This window comes from Pseudomonas sp. LAMO17WK12:I10 (genome assembly GCF_900215185.1).
Classification (GTDB): domain Bacteria; phylum Pseudomonadota; class Gammaproteobacteria; order Pseudomonadales; family Pseudomonadaceae; genus Aquipseudomonas; species Aquipseudomonas chlororaphis.
This window is the reverse complement of record NZ_OBDX01000005.1, coordinates 169,605-187,870: the sequence shown is the minus strand read 5'-3', so window position 1 is coordinate 187,870 and position 18,266 is coordinate 169,605. Positions and strand designations below refer to the sequence as shown.

General features: G+C 64.3%; 19 protein-coding genes. 8 read left to right on the top strand and 11 right to left on the bottom strand.

The window, feature by feature from the left end; all coding sequences use genetic code 11:
- Nucleotides 1-37: 37 nt before the first annotated feature.
- Nucleotides 38-310: a hypothetical protein gene (locus CRO75_RS08515; RefSeq protein WP_009045324.1), complete on the bottom strand. Its 273-nt coding sequence runs from the start codon at nt 308-310 to the stop codon at nt 38-40.
- A gap of 9 nt (nt 311-319) precedes the next feature.
- Entirely contained in the window at nt 320-685 is a 366-nt protein-coding gene (locus CRO75_RS08510; protein WP_092417550.1) for an antibiotic biosynthesis monooxygenase family protein, read from the bottom strand.
- 332 nt (nt 686-1,017) lie between these two features.
- On the opposite strand from CRO75_RS08510, the gene CRO75_RS08505 reads away from it, so the two are divergent.
- Nucleotides 1,018-1,947 (top strand): AraC family transcriptional regulator, encoded by a 930-nt coding sequence (locus tag CRO75_RS08505; protein WP_009045326.1) that lies wholly within the window; start codon nt 1,018-1,020, stop codon nt 1,945-1,947.
- 38 nt (nt 1,948-1,985) lie between these two features.
- On the opposite strand, the gene CRO75_RS08500 is transcribed toward CRO75_RS08505, so the two are convergent.
- Both CRO75_RS08500 and CRO75_RS08495 read right to left on the bottom strand, forming a co-directional pair.
- Nucleotides 1,986-3,434 (bottom strand): aldehyde dehydrogenase family protein, encoded by a 1,449-nt coding sequence (locus CRO75_RS08500; protein WP_097134978.1) that lies wholly within the window; start codon nt 3,432-3,434, stop codon nt 1,986-1,988.
- A complete protein-coding gene (locus CRO75_RS08495) occupies nt 3,431-5,068 on the bottom strand; it encodes a 5-guanidino-2-oxopentanoate decarboxylase (RefSeq protein ID WP_097134977.1) in 1,638 nt (545 codons plus the stop codon). The genes CRO75_RS08500 and CRO75_RS08495 overlap by 4 nt, the downstream gene beginning before the upstream one ends.
- Nucleotides 5,069-5,221: 153 nt before the next feature.
- Between CRO75_RS08495 and CRO75_RS08490 the strand changes: the two genes are divergently transcribed.
- Nucleotides 5,222-6,103: a LysR substrate-binding domain-containing protein gene (locus CRO75_RS08490; protein ID WP_097135011.1), complete on the top strand. Its 882-nt coding sequence runs from the start codon at nt 5,222-5,224 to the stop codon at nt 6,101-6,103.
- A 156-nt stretch (nt 6,104-6,259) separates the two neighbouring features.
- On the opposite strand, the gene CRO75_RS08485 is transcribed toward CRO75_RS08490, so the two are convergent.
- Complete coding sequence (locus CRO75_RS08485; RefSeq protein ID WP_097134976.1) at nt 6,260-6,874, bottom strand: NAD(P)-dependent oxidoreductase; 615 nt, start codon at nt 6,872-6,874, stop codon at nt 6,260-6,262.
- 76 nt (nt 6,875-6,950) lie between these two features.
- Nucleotides 6,951-7,835: an MBL fold metallo-hydrolase gene (locus CRO75_RS08480; protein WP_097134975.1), complete on the bottom strand. Its 885-nt coding sequence runs from the start codon at nt 7,833-7,835 to the stop codon at nt 6,951-6,953.
- 127 nt (nt 7,836-7,962) lie between these two features.
- Between CRO75_RS08480 and CRO75_RS08475 the strand changes: the two genes are divergently transcribed.
- Both CRO75_RS08475 and CRO75_RS32985 read left to right on the top strand, forming a co-directional pair.
- Nucleotides 7,963-8,868: a LysR family transcriptional regulator gene (locus tag CRO75_RS08475; RefSeq protein ID WP_009045331.1), complete on the top strand. Its 906-nt coding sequence runs from the start codon at nt 7,963-7,965 to the stop codon at nt 8,866-8,868.
- Between the two features lie 138 nt (nt 8,869-9,006).
- Entirely contained in the window at nt 9,007-9,183 is a 177-nt protein-coding gene (locus tag CRO75_RS32985; RefSeq protein ID WP_009045332.1) for a hypothetical protein, read from the top strand.
- Between the two features lie 15 nt (nt 9,184-9,198).
- Here the strand turns inward: CRO75_RS32985 and CRO75_RS08470 are convergent, their stop codons facing one another.
- A complete protein-coding gene (locus tag CRO75_RS08470; protein ID WP_085532135.1) occupies nt 9,199-10,089 on the bottom strand; it encodes a helix-turn-helix domain-containing protein in 891 nt (296 codons plus the stop codon).
- A 186-nt stretch (nt 10,090-10,275) separates the two neighbouring features.
- Here CRO75_RS08470 and pobA point away from each other — a divergent pair, with 186 nt between their 5' ends.
- Together pobA and CRO75_RS08460 are read left to right on the top strand one after the other, a co-directional pair.
- Nucleotides 10,276-11,460, top strand: coding sequence for a 4-hydroxybenzoate 3-monooxygenase (gene pobA / locus CRO75_RS08465; RefSeq protein WP_177409736.1), 1,185 nt, complete (start codon nt 10,276-10,278; stop codon nt 11,458-11,460).
- 77 nt (nt 11,461-11,537) lie between these two features.
- The gene (locus CRO75_RS08460; RefSeq protein WP_097134973.1) at nt 11,538-13,055 is read left to right on the top strand and encodes an MDR family MFS transporter; all 1,518 of its coding nucleotides are present in this window, start codon (nt 11,538-11,540) and stop codon (nt 13,053-13,055) included.
- Between the two features lie 50 nt (nt 13,056-13,105).
- Here CRO75_RS08460 and CRO75_RS08455 read toward each other — a convergent pair whose 3' ends face one another.
- The 4 genes from CRO75_RS08455 to CRO75_RS08440 form a co-directional block, all read right to left on the bottom strand.
- Nucleotides 13,106-13,942 carry a cache domain-containing protein gene (locus CRO75_RS08455; protein ID WP_097134972.1) on the bottom strand — a complete coding sequence of 279 codons (837 nt, stop codon included), beginning with the start codon at nt 13,940-13,942 and terminating at the stop codon, nt 13,106-13,108.
- 133 nt (nt 13,943-14,075) lie between these two features.
- Entirely contained in the window at nt 14,076-14,912 is an 837-nt protein-coding gene (locus CRO75_RS08450) for an ATPase (protein WP_085532139.1), read from the bottom strand.
- 107 nt (nt 14,913-15,019) lie between these two features.
- Nucleotides 15,020-16,012 carry an NAD(P)-dependent oxidoreductase gene (locus tag CRO75_RS08445; RefSeq protein ID WP_009045338.1) on the bottom strand — a complete coding sequence of 331 codons (993 nt, stop codon included), beginning with the start codon at nt 16,010-16,012 and terminating at the stop codon, nt 15,020-15,022.
- A gap of 84 nt (nt 16,013-16,096) precedes the next feature.
- Nucleotides 16,097-16,990, bottom strand: a complete 894-nt coding sequence (locus CRO75_RS08440) for a LysR family transcriptional regulator ArgP (RefSeq protein WP_009045339.1) — start codon at nt 16,988-16,990, stop codon at nt 16,097-16,099.
- A gap of 96 nt (nt 16,991-17,086) precedes the next feature.
- Here CRO75_RS08440 and CRO75_RS08435 point away from each other — a divergent pair, with 96 nt between their 5' ends.
- Complete coding sequence (locus tag CRO75_RS08435; protein ID WP_097134971.1) at nt 17,087-17,488, top strand: ACT domain-containing protein; 402 nt, start codon at nt 17,087-17,089, stop codon at nt 17,486-17,488.
- Between the two features lie 5 nt (nt 17,489-17,493).
- Nucleotides 17,494-18,096 carry a LysE/ArgO family amino acid transporter gene (locus CRO75_RS08430; protein ID WP_009045341.1) on the top strand — a complete coding sequence of 201 codons (603 nt, stop codon included), beginning with the start codon at nt 17,494-17,496 and terminating at the stop codon, nt 18,094-18,096.
- Nucleotides 18,097-18,266: the final 170 nt, after the last annotated feature.

Sequence of the window (18,266 nt, the reverse complement as noted above, 5' to 3'; positions counted from 1 at the left end):
AAACCAACTAGCTGCGCAGATCAGGTAGCGACCCGGATCAGGCCGTTTCCCAGGCCAGTTCGCCGTCTTCGGTCACGTCGATCAACTGCTCAAGCTTCTGCGCGGCAGCCTGGTCGGCGTCATGGGCGGTCTTGAATTTCTGGTCGTCGAGGACCTTGTGAAAGCGCGGTGCCCCTGAACCACCCAGGGCCTTGACCGCGATGGCGGCGCTGTAGCCCCCTTCACCTGGAACCACGGCGGAAACCGCTTCGTATGCTGCAAACTCTTTACGTGCCATGTTGCTGGTCCTGGCCAATGGAAAGTCGGCCATTCTAAACCCTCAGCTGGCCAGCTGGTGTACCGGTGCCCCGTTCAGTTGCGCGTATTCGCCTTCGGCCTGGGCCGCCGAGACGTCTCTGAAAGTATGGAAATCCAGGCTGTTGACCACCAGGTCCTGGACCAACTCGGCGAAGATCGCCATGGCCGGCGAACAGAAGTAATCGGTCATCGCCTGCTGGCTGCTCCAGAATCCGGATATCAGCCACAGGTCAGCGTCGCACTGCGAATGCTGCAAGGCGAACTGCAGGCAACCTTCGGCCTGGCGGGATGGTTCGATCAGACTGCTCAAGCGAGCACCCAACTCCGTTGAGCGGCCGGCGCGGGCGCGAACGAATGCCATATGGCTGACGGGAATATGCGTGGACATGTGCGACCCTCCCAGGGTGGTGTCGAGGCAGCCATGGGACGGGCTGCGACAGGATCCAAGATTAAGCGCCCGACGTAATGCTCGTTAGTCGATTCCTGCCGGCCTATTGCACAATCCTGCGAGTCTTGCCCAGGAACGCCGAATCCTGCCCGGCAAGCGGAAAAAAACCCACAACGTTGTTTCAAGCAAGTGACAGCCCGCGCACAGGACTCGACTCTACTCACGCGCGCACGCGTGGCAGGATCAGGCAAGATTTACGCAGGAATCGCCTACCCCTGGCGCTTGCACAAATTTAAGCTGTGGCCATTCGCAATCTTTCCGGAGGGGCCTTCATGTCATCGCTCGAAACCCAGCAGCCGCCACTGGATGCGGAGATGGAAAAACAGCGGGCGGAGCTGGCCGGGATCATTGCTCGCAATACCGGCGAAGACGGCAGCTATGCCACGGCGATCCAGTCGCTGTTCGTCTCGCGCCACAGCCACTCCCACGATTTCGCCTCGGTGCTGGCCCAGCCGGCCCTGTGCATCATGGCCCAGGGGCGCAAGGAAGTGCGGCTGGCCGACGAGGAGTTCAACTACGACCCGCTCAACTACCTGGTGGTCTCGGTTTCCATGCCGTTGAGCGGGCGCCTGGCCGATGTCTCGCCGCTGGAACCGGTCCTGGCCCTGCGCCTGGACATCGACCCGGCCGAGATCAGCACGCTGATCGCCGATGCCGGGCCACTGGGGGTGCCGAACCGTCCTGTCGGCCGCGGCCTGTATGTGGAACGCCTGGACACGCCGATGCTCGACGCCGTGCTGCGCCTGACCCGCCTGCTGGACACACCCAAAGACATCGCCATGCTCGCGCCGCTGATTCGTCGGGAAATTCTCTACCGGCTGTTGCGCAGCCCGCAGGGCCACCGGTTGTATGAGATCGCCATTGCCAACAGCCAGAGCCACCGGGTCAGCCAGGCCATCAAGTGGCTGAACGGCAACTACGAGCAACCGCTGCGCATCGACGATCTGGCGCGAGGGGTGAACCTCAGCGTGTCCACCCTGCACCACCGTTTCAAGGCCATGACCGCCATGAGCCCCTTGCAGTATCAGAAGCAACTGCGCCTGCAGGAAGCCCGGCGCCTGATGCTGACTGAAGGGCTGGAGGCGTCCGCCGCCGGTTACCGGGTCGGCTACGAAAGCCCCTCGCAGTTCAGCCGCGAATACAGCCGCCAGTTCGGCGCCCCGCCGCTGCGCGACATGGCGCGCCTGCGCAGCAGCGTCTGACTCCCCCCTACAGAGAACCATCTCGCTTCAAAAGACTGTTACCGCGCGCGAACCACGTGCTTGATCTCCTGGAACGCCTGCAAACCCCAAGGCCCCAGCTCGCGGCCGATGCTGCTCTGCTTGTAGCCGCCCCAGGCGGTCTGCGGGAAGATCACCTGCGGTGCGTTGATCCACACCAGCCCGGCCTGCAAGGCATTGGCGACTCGCTCGGCGTTCTGCACATCGGCGCCGACCACACTGGCCACCAGGCCGAATTCGCTGTCGTTGGCCAGCGCGATGGCCTCGGCCTCGCTGGCGAAACTGCGCACGCAGAGCACCGGGCCAAAGATCTCCTCACGCCACAGCGCACTGTCGAGGGGCACTTCGGTGAAGATCGTCGGCCGCACAAAAAAGCCGCGCGCACGGTCCGCCGGGCGCTCGCCGCCACACACCAACTTGGCCCCGACACTCAGTCCGCGATCGATATGGCCCAGCACGCGCTGGTATTGCGCCTGGTTGACCAGCGCGCCCATCTCCACGTCCGGATCGAAAGGGTCCGCCACCCGAATCGCCTCGGCCCGTGCCTTGAGGCGCAGGAGGAATTCGTCCGCCAGTTCGTCGGCCACCAGCACCCGGCTGGTGGCGGAGCACATCTGCCCGGCGTTGAAAAAACCGCCACCGCAGGCCAGCTCCACCGCCAGTTCGAGATCGGCATCGGCCAGCACCAGCAGCGAAGATTTGCCACCCAGTTCCAGGCTCACGCCCTTGACCGTCTCCGCCGCGCGCTGCATGACCTGGACCCCGACCGCATTGCTGCCGGTAAAGGAAATCTTCGCCACCCGCGGATCGGCCGCCAGCGGCGCGCCCACCGCCAGGCCGGTGCCACAGACCAGGTTGAACACGCCCTTGGGCAAGCCGCTCCGGGCGATGATCGCCGCCAGCTCCAGTTCCGGCAGCGGCGTGACTTCCGAGGGTTTGAGCACCACGCTGCAACCGGCGGCCAGGGCCGGCGCAAGCTTCCAGGCGGTGGTGACCATCGGGAAGTTCCACGGCACGATCAGGCCGACCACGCCACAGGGCTCACGCCGCACACGGGCGCTGAAATCATCGCTGGGCAGCGGCACATCGCGGTCCTGGGTGGCGTCCAGGCCTTCGGCCAGCCCCGCGTAGTACTCGAAGGTGGCAATCACGTCGTCGACGTCGATGGCCGCTTCGAATTGCGGCTTGCCATTGTTGCTCGACTGCAGTTGCATCAGGCGTTCACGACGCTCGGCGACACCGGCGGCGATCCGCCGCAACACCGCGCCACGCTCGGCGCCGCAGGTCGCGGCCCACTTGGCGAGCCCGGCCTGGGCGGCACTTACCGCCTGCTCGACGCTGTGTGGGTCGCCGCCACCGACCACGGCCAGTGGCTCTTCGGTAGACGGATTGATCACCGACAACAGCGCGCTGCCGGCATGCCACTGGCCATCGATGTATAGGCCGTTCAACAGGTTTGTCGGGTTCATGCCTGCACCGCCCGCATCCAGCCGGCCTGGTCGATTTCGATCAGGGTCGGGCCCTGGCGATCGCTGGCCGCGCGCAACGCATCGCGCAATCCGTCGACGCTGTCGATGGCCTCGGCGAAGCAGCCCAGGGCCTTGGCCACGCCGATGAAGTCCGGCGTGTAGATGTCCACGCCCACCGGCTCGATGTCGCGGTTGACCATGTATTTCTTGATCTCTTCATAGCCCTGGTTATTCCACAGCAGCACGATGATTGGCGTGTGTGCTTCCACCGCGCAGGCCAGTTCCGACAGGGTGAACTGCAGGCCGCCGTCGCCGATCAGGCACGCCACCGGGCCCCGGGCGTTGCGTTCGGAAGCGCCACCGAGCCAGGCGCCGATCGCCGCCGGCAAGGCATAACCCAAGGTGCCGTAGCCAGTCGAGGAGTTGAACCAGCGGCGCGGACGCTCGGGGTTGAAGGTCAGATTGCCGCTGTACACCGGCTGCGTGGAGTCGCCGACGATGACGATCTGCGGCAGCTCCTGCAGGACGGTTTCGAGGAACAGAGTCTGCGCCCGGGTCGGGGCGTCCCACTGCTGCTCCAGTGTGCTACGCAGGGCAGCGGCACGGGCCGCGCCCCAGGCGCTGTCGCGCTCGCTCAGCGATTGCTTGCCCAGCTCGGCCAGCAAGGCTTCGGTTGCGCTGTGCGCGTCGGCCACCAGCGCCACTTTCGGCGGATAGTTGCGCACGGTCTGGTCAGGGTCGATGTCGATGCGCAGCAGGGCGCCAGGAATCTCGAAACCACCGGCGAAGGTCACGTCGTAATCGGTTTCGGCCAGCTCGGTGCCGATGGCCAGGACCACGTCGGCATCGGCCACCAGGGCACGGGTCGCCACCAGCGACTGGGTCGAACCGATCAGCAACGGGTGCCGGGACGGCAGCATGCCCTTGGCATTGATGGTCAGGGCCACGGGCGCCTGGAGCCATTCGGCGAGGCGGGTCAGGGACGCGGCGGCATCGATCGCGCCACCGCCGGCGAGGATCAGCGGACGCCTGGCGCCGGCCAGCAGCTGGCTCATCCGCGCGATGGCGGCGGGCGCGGCACCGGCCCGGGCGATGCTCACCGGCTCGCTGTCGAGCAGGTCGTCGGCCTCCTCCACCAGCACGTCGAGGGGGATTTCGATGTGCACCGGGCGCGGGCGGCCGGCCTGGAACAACGCGAAGGCGCGGGCCAGCACACCCGGCAGTTCCCCCGCGGACATCAGGGTATGGGAGAACGCCGCCACGCCGCCCACCAGGGCGCCCTGGTTCGGCAGTTCATGCAGCTTGCCGCGGCCGCCGCCGAGCTGGCTGCGCGATTGCACGCTGGAGATCACCAGCATCGGAATCGAGTCGGCATAGGCCTGGCCCATGGCGGTGGTGATGTTGGTCATTCCCGGGCCGGTGATGATGAAGCACACCCCCGGCTTGCCACTGGTGCGGGCATAGCCGTCGGCCATGAAACCGGCGCCCTGCTCGTGGCGGGGCGTGACATGCCGGATGCTCGAACGGGCCAGGCCGCGATACAGCTCGACGGTATGCACCCCGGGAATGCCGAAGACCTGCTCGACGCCATAACCTTCGAGTAACTTGACCAACACTTCGCCGCACGTCGCCATGTCTTGCCCTTCTTGTTCGCTTGAGACGGTGTGCCTGGCTGGCCGCTGCATGGCCAGGCACGGGGAAGGCGTCATTGGAACGGGCCGCGTGTAGCGGGAACAATGGATAAAAAGTCATACTCGCCATGTCCTCACGTCATGCCTTGGCCCTTTATGAAACGCCTCCCGCCCCTACCCGCGCTGCACACCTTTCTGATCACCGCGCGCTGCTGCAACTTCACCCACGCGGCCGAGCAGCTGCATATCACCCAGGGTGCGGTGAGCCGGCAGATCGCCGGCCTGGAGAGTCACCTGGGTTATGCCTTGTTCCAGCGCCAGGCCCGCGGCCTGAGCCTGACGGCCGAAGGACGGGAATGGCTGCCACGGGTGGAACAGGTATTCGGCCTGATCAGCGAGGGGGTGGAACAGGTCGGGGTGAACCGCGACACCCTGCAACTCAAGGCGTCCACCTGCGTGATGCGCTGGTTGTTGCCACGCCTGATGCAATGGCAGAAGGAGCGTCCGGACGTTCCCGTCCGGCTGACCACCACGGTGCAGCACGGGGTGGACTTCAGCCGCGAGCAGTTCGACGCCGCGGTGATTTACGGTGCCCCGCCCCCTTCCACCCTCGGGGCCTATCACCTGTTCGACGAACAGCTGACGCCGGTGTGTTCACCTGCATTGCTCGAAGGGGCGATACCGCTCCAGACCCCGACCGACCTGCAGCAACACATGCTGCTGCATCCGACCCTGGATACCCATGACTGGAGTACCTGGCTGAAAGCCTCTGGGACGGTGCTGAACAACATCGACAAGGGGCAGCATTTCGAAACCCTGGACCTGGCGATGTCGGTCGCCTCCCAGGGGACGGGAGTGGCCATTGGCGATTGGGCATTGATCGGCGAAGACCTGAGCGCCGGGCGGCTGGTCATGCCATTTGAACTGAAGGTCCGTACGGGGCTGGGTTATTACCTGGTGCACCCCGATCGCTCGGCACCGTCGCCGCAGTTGCGGGCGTTGCTGGACTGGCTGGTGGAACAGGCCCGGGCCAGATAGCCCTGTAGCCGCTGTAACCCTGTAGCCGCTGGCGCAGCCTGCGATCGGCTGCGCAGCAGTCGTAAAACCAGACACCGCGCTCTTGCAGGTATCACCGCGGTGCCTGGATTACGAGCGCTACGCGCTCGATCGCAGCCTGCGGCAGCGGCTACAGGCTCAGTAACCGACCGTGAAACGCTGGCGGGAATGCTTCGGTGTTTCCAGCTCATCGATCATGGCGATGGCGTAGTCGGCGAAGGTGATCCAGCTCTTGCCTTCGGCGCTCACCAGCAGGTGATCCTGGCCCAGGCGGAACTGCCCGCGGCGCTCGCCTTCGACGAACTCCGCCGATGGCGACAGGAAGGTCCAGTCCAGCTCTTGTTCCTGGCGCAGGGTATCGAGGAACGCTGCGCCGGCACTGGCTTCGGCCTTGTATTCGTCCGGAAAACCGACGGCATCGATCACCCGGCTGCCGTCGGGCAACAGCAACGAACCGGCACCGCCCACCACCAGCAGGCGTTTGACCCCAGCCTTCTTCACCGGATCGATCACGGCCTTGGGCGCGATGGTGGAAAAGTGCGCCGCGCTGATCACTGCATCGTGACCGGCGATCGCCGCTTGCAACGCCGCGCCGTCCAGCACGTCGACCGCCTTGCTCACCACACCGGCGCGATTGCCGATTTTCGCCGGGTTACGGGCAATCGCGGTAACGCTGTGACCACGACGCAGGGCTTCTTCCAGCAGTTGGCTACCGGCACGGCCGGTGGCCCCAATGATTGCGATCTTGCTCATGACAGTTCTCCAGTTTCGACAAGTGATACAAAGCCATACAGGAAATGCCCCCGCGCCAGGCGCGGGGACGGTCGAGTCACCACTTCATTTCGCCCTTGGCGACCTTGGCGCTCAGTTCCAGGGAGCTGTCTTCGCCCAGGTCCGGGTAACGTTTTTTCATTGCCGCGATCAGTTCGGCGGAATCCTTGGTCTTGGCGGTTTCTTCATCGAAGGCCTTGATGTAGTCGGCGGTGAAATGCACGGCAGCCAGGGAGCGGGCGCTTTCGCCAAGGTAATGGCCGGGCACCACGGTCTGGGGTTTCAGCGCGGCGATGGTGTCCAGGGTCGTCAGCCAATCCTTGTGGGATTGCGCGGTCTGGGTGTCGGCCATCCACACATGGATGTTTTCCGCGACCACCACGCCACCGACGACCGCCTTGATCGACGGGATCCAGACGAAGGTACGGTCAGGTTGCTTGCCGTCCAGGCCGATGATGTCCAGCTTCTGCCCTTCCAGGCTCAGGCTGTGGCCCTTGAGCACGCCCGGCACGATGGTCTTGGCCGGCACGTCGGCGCCCATTTTCGGGCCCCAGAATGCGAGCTTGCCGTCGACCGTGGCCTTGATGTGCTCGACGGTCGGCTGCGAAGCCACGACCTTGGCCTTGGGGAAGGCCTGGGTGATGGTGTCCAGGCCGAAGTAGTAGTCCGGGTCACCGTGGCTGATGTAGATGGTGGTCAGTTGCTTGCCGCTGGCGCGGATCTTTTCCACCAGTTGCTCGGCCTGGGATTTGCCGAACTGCGCATCCACCAGGATCGCTTCCTTCTTGCCGCTGACCAGCACCGAAGTCACCGGGAAGATCGCCGCGGCGCCCGGGTTGTACACATCCAGGCTCAGGGCCGGCTCGACGGCGGCGGCATGGGCGGCGAAACCCAGGGTAGCGGTGGCCAGCAGCAGGCGCTTGAGTGAGGTGAATCCGATCATGTGCAGCTCCGATGGTCTGTCGGCCGTAAGTGGCCAGGGGTAGGCGATGGAGATGAAGCTTAGTTGCCGCACTCGTTACAAAAAATGCGATGCTTGGACATAGTTTGTTTCTGAAAGCGGGCAAATCATGGATCGTCTTCAAGCAATGCGCGTCTTCGTCACCGTAGTCGATCTCGGCAGCCAGTCGGCCGCCGCCGACCACCTGGACCTCTCGCGGCCGGTGGTTTCGCGCTATCTGGCGGAACTGGAGGACTGGGTCGGCGCCCGGCTGATGCACCGCACCACCCGCAAGCTGAGCCTGACCGCGGCAGGCACGGAGATCCTGCCCCGCTGCCGGCAGATGCTCGAGTTGTCGACGGACATGCAGGCCGCCGTCAGCGAACCCGACGACGCGCCCCGCGGCTTGCTGCGCATCAGCGTCAGCACCTCGTTCGGCCAGGCCCAGCTGGCCGATGCCATGGCCACCTACGTCAAGCGTTACCCCGGCGTCAGCATCGACCTGCAGATGCTCGACCGCACGGTGAACCTGGTGGACGAGCGCATCGACCTGGCGATCCGCACCAGCAACGACCTGGACCCGAACCTGATCGCCCGGCGCCTGACGGTCTGCCGCTCGGTGATCTGCGCCTCGCCGGATTACCTGCGTGAGCACCCGGCGCCGCAACGCGTCGAGGAACTCAGCCAGCACAACTGCCTGACCCACTCCTATTTCGGCAAGAGCTTGTGGCATTTCGAGCAGGACGGCGAACAGGTTTCGGTCCCGGTGCAGGGCAATATCAGCGCCAACGAAGCCAGCACCCTGTTGCGCGCGACCATGGTCGGGGCCGGCGTGGCCATGCTGCCCAGCTTCCTGGCCGGGGTGCATATCCACAGCGGCGAACTGGTGCGCCTGCTGCCCCACGCAGAACCCCGGCAAATGAACATGTACGCGGTCTACGCCTCGCGCAAGCACATGCCGGCGGCCCTGCGCAGCATGCTGGATTTCCTGGTGCTGCGTTTCCCCGAGGAGCCGGAGTGGGACAAGGGCCTTTAAAGCCCAATAAGACCGCTGAATACCCCGTCAACACGCTGCCCGCGACCTGGCCGGCGGCCATGGCTGATCCCTATGGCTGATCTATGCTGATAACAGTACCCCCACACGCGCAGGGGTATTCGTTCAGAGGTGTTTGCCATGAACATCAAAACAAGAAGATACCTGGCCATTTTCGTTACCTGCACCGCGACCCTGGCGCTGTATGGAACAGCGGCCTATCGCGTCGAGCAGGCCCGGCAACAGCCCCGTGTCTACGCCAGTTGCAACGTCGACCAGTGCATCCCGCATACCGCGACCCTCAACTCCCTGAAATGATGCAGGCGCGCGGCGTCACTGTTCGTGATCGGTCTTCAGCCGGTCGCGGAAGGCCTTGGGCGAGATCCCGACCCGGCGGCGGAACAGCCGGGTGAAGTTGGTGGGATCGGAAAACCCCAGGGTGTCGGAAATCTCGTAGATGGTCATGCTGGTGTAGGTCAGCAGGCGCTTGGCCTCCAGCAGCTGACGCTCATGCATGATCTGCAGGGCCGGCTGGCCCGCCAGTTCACGACAGGTGCCATTGAGGTGGGAAACGGAAATCCCCAGCTTGTGCGCCAGGTCCTCGACCTTCACATGCTCGCGATAGTGAGCCTCCACCAGTTGGATATACCCATTGAAATACTCCCGTGCCCGCTGCGGTCGCTGGCTGGCGCTGCGGCGCCGGATCGCCTGGCGGCTGACCCACACCATGATCACGCTGACCAGCGAGTGCATGAGCATTTCCCGCGCCGGCTCACGTCCCTGGTACTCGTTCTGCAACGCGGCAAACAGGCTGTTCAGGTAGTCGCCGTCGGCGCCCGCCGGGTAGCTCTCGGCCACGGCCAGGGCATTTACCGAATGCCCCAGCTGGGCTTGCAGATGGGCCATCAAGGGCGCCGCCAGGGTCACCACATAACCGTCGATGTCTTCGGAAAAACGAAAGCCGTGCACCGACAGGGCCGGCAGGATCTGTAGCGCCGACTCTCCCAGCAGCGTGCGCTGGCCTTCGATCTCAAGCTCGGCCTGGCCGCGATGCACGAACAGTAATTGACAGAGATCGGCATGCCGATGCGGCTTGATTTCCCAATGGTGCTCGCGGCTGCGCTTGGAAATGGTTTCGCAGTGCAGCAGGTCCGGTGTCGGCCAATCCAGGCTTTCCCCATAGAGTTTGAACACCGGAATTGAAGGCAAGGCAGGCTTATTCATAACTGCAATCCAGGCCTCTGGGTGACGGGCGATAATCGCACCGATTGGTGAAATGAACAGGTATCGGCTCAGTTTTCACCTTCAACTGACAGCATCACAAGTGAAAAATGCAGGCACTCGAAACATAAAAATCAGTCAGCGAACCTGTTCGCGTGAAGCTTGCGAGTCATAAAAACAATGAAAACCCTGAAAACTCAAGTCGCCATCATTGGCGCCGGCCCCTCCGGACTCCTGCTTGGCCAACTGCTGCACAAGGCCGGCATCGATACCCTGATCCTCGAACGACAAACCCCGGATTACGTACTCGGACGCATCCGCGCCGGGGTGCTGGAACAAGGCATGGTCGACCTGCTGCGCCAGGCCGGGGTCAGCCAGCGCATGGACGCCGAAGGCCTGGTGCACGGCGGCTTCGAACTGGCCCTCGACGGCCGTCGGGTGGCCATCGACCTGCACGCCCTCACCAATGGCAAAAGCGTGATGATCTACGGCCAGACCGAAGTCACCCGCGACCTGATGCAAGCCCGCCAGGCCGTCGGCGCCCAGACCCTGTACCAGGCCGACAACGTGCGCCCTCACGACATGCACAGCGACCAGCCCTACCTGACCTTCGATTACCAGGGCGAACCCCATCGCCTGGACTGCGACTACATCGCCGGCTGCGACGGTTTCCACGGAGTCGCCCGGCAGTCGATCCCGGCCGACAAGCTCAAGGTGTTCGAACGCGTCTATCCGTTCGGCTGGCTCGGCATTCTCGCCGACACCCCGCCGGTCCACGACGAACTGGTCTACGCCCGCCACGAACGCGGCTTTGCCCTGTGCAGCATGCGGTCGACCACCCGCACCCGCTACTACCTGCAAGTACCGGCAGAGGAAAATGTCGCCGACTGGTCCGATCAACGCTTCTGGGACGAGTTCAAGAAGCGCCTGCCCGAGGAGCTGGCCGAGCGCCTGGTGACCGGGCCGTCGATCGAGAAAAGCATCGCGCCGCTGCGCAGCTTCGTGGTCGAGCCGATGCAATATGGGCGGCTGTTCCTGGTCGGCGATGCCGCGCACATAGTGCCGCCCACCGGGGCCAAGGGCCTGAACCTGGCCGCCAGCGATGTCAGCACGCTGTTCAACATCCTGCTCAAGGTCTACCGCGAGCAACGCACCGACCTGCTGCAGAAGTATTCGCAAATCTGCCTGCGGCGGATCTGGAAGGCCGAGCGTTTCTCCTGGTGGATGACCGCGATGCTGCACCGTTTCCCCGACTCCGACGACTTCAGCCAGCGCATCGCCGAGTCGGAGCTGGCGTACTTCGTCGACTCCGAGGCCGGGCGCAAAACCATCGCGGAAAATTACGTCGGCCTTCCTTACGAGGCTATCGAGTAGGAGCCTATCGAGTACACTGGCGAGCATTCCCGCTCGCCTTGCACCCTGCGGGTCAATCACTGCCCGCAGGTTATTTCGTGTCCAATCCCAACCAGCCTGGCCAACCCCAATTGGCTCTTCGCAGCGTACTGATCGCCCTGATGCTGGCGATCTTCCTCGGCGCCCTGGACCAGACCATAGTCGCGGTCTCCATGCCCGCCATCTCCGCGCAATTCAAGGATGTCAGCCTGCTGGCCTGGGTGATTTCCGGCTACATGGTGGCCATGACCGTGTCGGTGCCGATCTACGGCAAGCTCGGCGACCTCTATGGGCGGCGCAAGCTGATGCTGTTCGGCATGGGCTTGTTCACCCTGGCGTCGCTGTTCTGCGCCATGGCGCAGAACATGGAACAGCTGGTGCTGGCGCGGATCTTCCAGGGCATCGGCGCCGGCGGGATGATTTCGGTCAGCCAGGCGATCATCGGCGACATCGTGCCGCCTCGCGAGCGCGGGCGTTACCAGGGTTACTTCAGCAGCATGTACGCGGCGGCCAGCGTCGCCGGCCCGGTGCTCGGCGGCTACATGACCGAATACCTGTCCTGGCGCTGGGTGTTCCTGATCAACCTGCCCCTGGGCCTGGGCGCCTGGTTGGTGGCCCGGCGCAACCTGCGGGGGCTGCCGATTCCGCAGCGCAAACCGATCATCGACTACCTCGGCACGCTGCTGATGATCATCGGCCTGACAGCCCTGCTGCTGGCGATCACCCATTTCGGCCAGGGTCACGCCTGGCGCAGCAGCGAAGTGCTGGGCCTGCTGGCGTGTGCCGTCGTCGCCCTGGCCCTGTTCGCCTGGCATGAACGGCGCACGCAAGAGCCGCTGCTGCCCATGCACCTGTTCGCCAATCGCAACGCCATGTTGTGCTGGTGCACGGTGTTCTTCACCAGCTTCCAGGCCATCTCGCTGACGGTGCTGATGCCGTTGCGCTTTCAGAGCGTCACCGGCGCCGGTGCCGACAGCGCCGCCTTGCACCTGCTGCCGCTGGCCATCGGCCTGCCGATGGGCGCCTACTTCGCCGGACGCATGACCTCGGTGACCGGTCGCTACAAGCCGATGATCCTCAGTGGCGCCCTGCTGATGCCGCTGACCGTTCTCGGCATGGCCTTCAGCCCGCCCCAGGCGGTGCTGCTGAGCAGCGTGTTCATGTTGTTCAGCGGGATTGCCTCCGGCATGCAGTTCCCGACGTCGCTGGTGGGCAGCCAGAACTCGGTGGAACAACGGGACATCGGGGTCGCCACCAGCACCACCAACCTGTTCCGCTCCCTGGGCGGTGCGGTAGGCGTGGCCTTGATGTCGGCACTGTTGCTGGCGCTGTTGCAGGATTCCAGCTTCACCCAATTGAGCGGCTCGGCGCTGATCGGCGAAGGCCACTCGGGCAATGTGCTGCTCGACGGCTTGAACGCCGCGCCGGGTCCGGAACAGGGAGCCTTGCGGGCTGAGTTGCTGCTGACCTTCAAACACTTGCTGATGGTCAGTGCGGCGGTGTCGTTGCTGGGGTTGGCGGCGGCGCTGGCCATGCCCAACGCGCTGCTGCGCGGGCGCGAAGACAAGGTCAAATAACGGCATCGCCAGCCAGCTCTGCTACAGGCGAGCTGGCTGGCGACCGACCGTCACGGGCTGTAGTACCCCACCGCCACCAGGAAGTGCCCGACCTTGCGCAGGTAGGCGTGCTTGTCTTCCACCTTGGCCGTCACCGGGTTCTTCCAGCGGTACTCATACTCGCCCTGATCCTGGGTGGCCATCAGCGCCAGGATCGGCTCGCCCACCGGTTTGCCATCCGGGTCCTTGACCTTGCCGAAGTCGGTATTGATCAACCGCAGATTGGTGCCGTGGGCCACGTAGCGCTGGTTGTCCAGGTCGACCACGAACACATACAGGTCGTCCTGCAGGAAGCCGCCCTTGAGCGAGTTGATCGCTGTCAGCGTGCCCTTCTCGTCCTTGACCAGTTCGGTCGCCGCCTTGTCCAGCAAGGCTTTGGCCTGCTCGGCGGAAGCCCGTGGCAGGTAATAGCCGACCGCCAGGATCCGCTCGCCGACCCGCTGGTAATACACATGCTTGCGCTCGACCTTGCCGTCGGCCCAGTTCTGCCAGCGGTATTCGGCTTGCTGGATGCCATTGCCCTCGGGAATCTTCAGCGCGTCCTTGAAGGCCTTTTGCAGATCCGGCCCGAGCACCTCGGAAACATCGCGGCCGATCAGCGCCGACGACGGCCCGCCACTGGCCAGCATCACCCCCTGGGTGTCGACCACAAACACATAGCGGTCCTTGTCGACGAACTCGCCCTGCCGGCTGAACGCGGCGAAGGCCTTGTCACCGTGGTCGTGGTAATAGGCCAGGGCCTTCTCCAGCAGGGCCTTGGCCGCCGTGGCATCGTCCGCCGCCTGGAGCTGGCTGGCGCAGAACATCAGCAACCCTCCCAGCACCGTGGCTCTAAGCAATCCCCTCATTGCGCGTCCCTCGTTCTTGTTGGTGTTTCAAGAGCGTAGACGGCTGCGGGATATGGTCGAGTATTCAGCGAAGCAGGGAGGCGAGAAGCAAAACCGCGACCTTCCCACGCCACGCGCGGGAAGGTCGCCAGGGTCAGGGACGGGTATTGAGCTGCTGCTGCAGATTCTGGATCTGGCTCTGCAGAGTATTGATGTTGCGAGTGACCTGGCCGCGGAAAGCGTCGAACTCGGCGGTGTTGGTGCCGCCCTGGGCCGCGGCGGGACGATTGTCCTGCTGGCTCTTGAGCACGATGATGTCCTGCTCCAGACGCTCGATGGCGGCGCTCGGGTTGCCCTGTTTCTTCAAGGCGGCGATCTCGGCGTTCAGGCTCTTGAACTGGGCATCGACCTTGCTGGTGTCGGCAGGCGCGCTTTTCAGGGCGGCCAGTTCGCTGCCCAAGGTTTTCACCTGTGCCTGCAACTGGGTATTGGCCGCTTGCTGCTCGGTGGCTTGCGCGGTCATCTGGGCCAGGCGCTTGTCCAGGTCCGTGGCCTGCCCGGCCACGCCTTGCTGCTGCTTGCCCTGGTCCTGCAGGCGGCTTTCCAGCTGCTTGATCTGCAGCTTCAAGGCTTCGCTGTCGCTGTTGACGCTGGACTGGCTGGCCACCACCTTGCCGGAAATATCCTGCAGGCGTCCCGCCGCTTCTTCGCTGATGCGGGCGAAACTTTCCTGGGTAGCGACCAGTTGCTGCTCCATCAGCGAGATCTGCTGGAAGCTCCACCAGGCCAGGCCGATAAAGGCGAAGAACAAGGCGCCGACCAGCGCCCAGAGCGGCCCGGCACTCGGCGCCTTGACCTTGGCTGCCGGCACGCTGCGCGAATGCACCGAAGTACGCGCGCGCCCCGCGGCGGTGGTCGGAAAATCATCGTCGAGGGTATCGGCACGCAGGCTTGGAACATCGTCGAAGTCGTCGTTGGCATCGTTACGCATGGGGCAACCTTTCTAAAACCGCGGTGATAGCTGAATGCGGCGAGTATAAACCGCTAACCCGCCGCCCTGATCGACCCTGAACCCCGAACTCGGTTCAGTGTTTATTTTCAGCGTATGTCCTGGGCCTTCCACCAGCCACAGAACTCATCCAGGGCCGTCCACAGGCTGACCTTAGGTTCGTAATCCAGATAATGGCGGGCGCGGCTGATATCCAGGGTGAAGTTCTTGTTCATCACCTGCATGCCCAGGCGCGACAGGGTCGGCTCCGGACGGCCCGGCCAGAGCTTGCAGAAGCCTTCATTGAGGGCCGCCACGCTGTAGGCCAGGCCAAAGGAGCGGTAGCGCGTGACCTGCGGCACGCCCATCTGGCGCATCACGTAGTTCACCACGTCCCACAACGGCACGGGCGCGCCGTTACTGATGTTGTAGGCCTTGCCCAGGGCTGAGCCGCTGGCCAGCAGACTGCTGAGCAGCGCTTCGTTGAGGTTCTGCACACTGGTGAAATCGACCTTGTTCAGGCCGTTGCCGATGATCGCCAGGCGGCCCTTGCGCTGCATCTTCAACAGGCGCGGGAAAATGCTCATGTCGCCGGCGCCGGTGACAAAGCGCGGGCGCAGCGCCAGCACCTCCAGGCCGAACTCCTGGGCGCCGAACACCTTCTGCTCGGCCAGGTATTTGGTGGCGGCATAAGGGTGCTTGAAGCGCTTGGGCACCTGCTCCTCGGTCAGACCCAGATGGTCGCGACCGTCGAAATAGATCGACGGCGACGACAGATGCACCAAGCGCCGGACATGGCGCTTGAGGCAGGCTTCGACCACGTTTTCGGTGACCAGCACGTTGCCCTGATGAAAGTCCTGATAGCGCCCCCAGAGCCCCACCGCCCCCGCGCAATGCACCACTGCGTCGACGTCGCGACACAGGTCGCGCACCAGGTCCGCGTCGCTCAAGTCGCCCTGGACGAACTCGGCCCCGCGCCGCACCAGATGCTCCACACCTTCGGCCCGACGCCCGTTGACCCGTACATCCAGGCCCTGCTCAAGGGCAAAACGCGCGAAGCGTCCACCAATGAAGCCGCTTGCGCCGGTGACCAGAATTTTCATGACTTGCTCCGATTGCTTTCGTGTTTCATGCCTGTCGCACTATGTATTGCTTAACGCTATTGCCTGATGCCTTGACGCCTGGTGTCACGCCAACGGCACCAGCCATTGCGCCGAAGAACGCGCCAGGTGCTCGGTGAGCAGGCCCAGCAGTTGGCCACCATTGCGCCAATGATGCCAGTACAGCGGCACATCGATCGGCTTATCTGGCAAAAGCTCCACCAACACCCCCCGCGCCAACTGGTCGCGCACCTGCAATTCGGGCACCAACCCCCAGCCCAGACCGGCCTCGGTCAGGCGGATAAAACCCTCGGACGAGGGACACAGGTGATGCTCGAACCCGCCATCGACACCCAGCGCCGCCAGGTAGCGGTGCTGCAGGAAATCGTCCGGGCCGAACACCAGGGCTGGCGTGCGGGCCAGGCGCTCGGCTTGCACGCCTTGCGGAAAATGCCGCGCAAGGAAGGCCGGGCTGGCCAGGGCACGGTAGCGCATGGCCCCCAGCAGCACGCTGCGGGCGCCCGCCACCGGCCGCTCGCTGGCGCAGACACAGGCTGCCACTTCGCCGGCGCGCATGCGCTTGAGGCCCACGGTCTGGTCTTCGACGATCAGGTCGAGGAGCAAATGCTGCTCGGCACAGAAGTCGCCCACCGCCTCGGCCCACCAGGTGGCCAGGCTGTCGGCGTTGAGGGCAATGCGCAGACGCTCCGGCAAACCTTCCTCGTCCAGGGCCGGCACCTGGCTCTGCAAGTCGCGCTCGAGCAGGCGTACCTGCTGCACATGGTTGAGCAGGCGCCGGCCGATTTCCGTCGGCGCCGGCGGCGTGACCCGTACCAGCACCGGCTGGCCGATCCGCGCTTCGAGCAGCTTGATCCGCTGGGAAATGGCCGACTGCGACAACCCCAGCACCTGCGCGGCACGCTCGAATCCGGCCTGTTCGATCACCGCGGCCAGGGCGGACAGCAATTTATAGTCGAACATCACTTTTCCTAATGAGCGATCAGCAATATTGGTTTTTCTTATACAGCCTGCCACCGGAGAATAGCCAGCATGCTTTCTCGTTCAAGGACCTTTTTCATGGCTGGCGAAACCTCCCTCGATACCCTGCTGCGCAGCATGAGCCCGCAGCTCAACCACGGCGACTACGTGTTCTGCTCCATCGCCGATCGCGCGCTGCTCGAAGGTAGCGACGTACTGGGCAGTTTTCGCGAGCAGGAAGGACTCACGGTGATCCTTGAGCGCCAGCAAGCCGAGCGGCTGGGGCTGGGTTTCGATTACGTCGCGGCCTGGATCACCCTGAACGTGCATTCGGCCCTGGAAGCCGTCGGCCTGACCGCTGCGTTCGCCAGCGCCCTGTGCAAGGCCGGGATCAGCTGCAACGTGATCGCCGGCTACTACCACGATCATCTGTTTGTCGCTAAGGCCGATGCCGAGCGCGCCATGGGCGTGCTGCGGCAACTGGCGGCGGGCAAGGAGTAAAGGCTATGTGGCAGAGCTACGTTAACGGGCTGCTGGTGGCGGCCGGGCTGATCATGGCGATCGGCAGCCAGAATGCGTTTGTCCTGGCCCAGAGCCTGCGGCGCGAACACCACCTGCCGGTGGCCGTGCTGTGCGTGACCTGCGATGCGTTGCTGGTGGCGGCCGGGGTATTCGGCCTGGCCACGGTGCTGGCGCAGAGCCCGACACTGCTGGCGGTTGCCCGCTGGGGCGGCGCCGCGTTCCTGATCTGGTACGGCAGCCAGGCCCTGCGTCGCGCCTGTTCCAGGCAGAGCCTGCAGCAGGGCGAGAACCAGACCGTGCGCTCGCTGCGCGCGGTGCTGCTCAGTGCGCTGGCGGTGACCCTGCTCAACCCCCATGTGTACCTGGACACGGTGTTGCTGATCGGCTCGCTGGGCGCACAACAGACCGAACCCGGCGCCTATGTGGTCGGGGCGGCCAGTGCTTCGCTGCTGTGGTTTTTCACCCTGGCCCTCGGCGCCGCATGGCTGGCTCCATGGCTGGCACGGCCGAGCACCTGGCGCATTCTCGACCTGCTGGTGGCGGTGATGATGTTCAGTGTCGCGGTTCAGTTGATGACCGCCGGGTGATTTATTCCAAAAGGCTCTGGAACCTCTATCCCACACAGTTGTTGCGTGGTTAAGCCGCACCCCCGGTGCTATGATCCGAACCCTGCGCCGCAAAGAGTACAAACTCCCCGGCGCTTGTCTGGCCGCCCGTGATCGGCCTTGCGCTCACCGCAACTGACCTGATTAGGAGA

Bases quoted from the DNA above. Each gene is read 5' to 3' on its own strand.
- CRO75_RS08515 (WP_009045324.1), bottom strand. From the start codon at position 310: ATGGCCGACTTTCCATTGGCCAGGACCAGCAACATGGCACGTAAAGAG.
- CRO75_RS08510 (WP_092417550.1), bottom strand. From the start codon at position 685: ATGTCCACGCATATTCCCGTCAGCCATATGGCATTCGTTCGCGCCCGC.
- CRO75_RS08505 (WP_009045326.1), top strand. From the start codon at position 1,018: ATGTCATCGCTCGAAACCCAGCAGCCGCCACTGGATGCGGAGATGGAA.
- CRO75_RS08500 (WP_097134978.1), bottom strand. From the start codon at position 3,434: ATGAACCCGACAAACCTGTTGAACGGCCTATACATCGATGGCCAGTGG.
- CRO75_RS08495 (WP_097134977.1), bottom strand. From the start codon at position 5,068: ATGGCGACGTGCGGCGAAGTGTTGGTCAAGTTACTCGAAGGTTATGGC.
- CRO75_RS08490 (WP_097135011.1), top strand. From the start codon at position 5,222: ATGAAACGCCTCCCGCCCCTACCCGCGCTGCACACCTTTCTGATCACC.
- CRO75_RS08485 (WP_097134976.1), bottom strand. From the start codon at position 6,874: ATGAGCAAGATCGCAATCATTGGGGCCACCGGCCGTGCCGGTAGCCAA.
- CRO75_RS08480 (WP_097134975.1), bottom strand. From the start codon at position 7,835: ATGATCGGATTCACCTCACTCAAGCGCCTGCTGCTGGCCACCGCTACC.
- CRO75_RS08475 (WP_009045331.1), top strand. From the start codon at position 7,963: ATGGATCGTCTTCAAGCAATGCGCGTCTTCGTCACCGTAGTCGATCTC.
- CRO75_RS32985 (WP_009045332.1), top strand. From the start codon at position 9,007: ATGAACATCAAAACAAGAAGATACCTGGCCATTTTCGTTACCTGCACC.
- CRO75_RS08470 (WP_085532135.1), bottom strand. From the start codon at position 10,089: ATGAATAAGCCTGCCTTGCCTTCAATTCCGGTGTTCAAACTCTATGGG.
- CRO75_RS08455 (WP_097134972.1), bottom strand. From the start codon at position 13,942: ATGAGGGGATTGCTTAGAGCCACGGTGCTGGGAGGGTTGCTGATGTTC.
- CRO75_RS08450 (WP_085532139.1), bottom strand. From the start codon at position 14,912: ATGCGTAACGATGCCAACGACGACTTCGACGATGTTCCAAGCCTGCGT.
- CRO75_RS08445 (WP_009045338.1), bottom strand. From the start codon at position 16,012: ATGAAAATTCTGGTCACCGGCGCAAGCGGCTTCATTGGTGGACGCTTC.
- CRO75_RS08440 (WP_009045339.1), bottom strand. From the start codon at position 16,990: ATGTTCGACTATAAATTGCTGTCCGCCCTGGCCGCGGTGATCGAACAG.
- CRO75_RS08435 (WP_097134971.1), top strand. From the start codon at position 17,087: ATGGCTGGCGAAACCTCCCTCGATACCCTGCTGCGCAGCATGAGCCCG.
- CRO75_RS08430 (WP_009045341.1), top strand. From the start codon at position 17,494: ATGTGGCAGAGCTACGTTAACGGGCTGCTGGTGGCGGCCGGGCTGATC.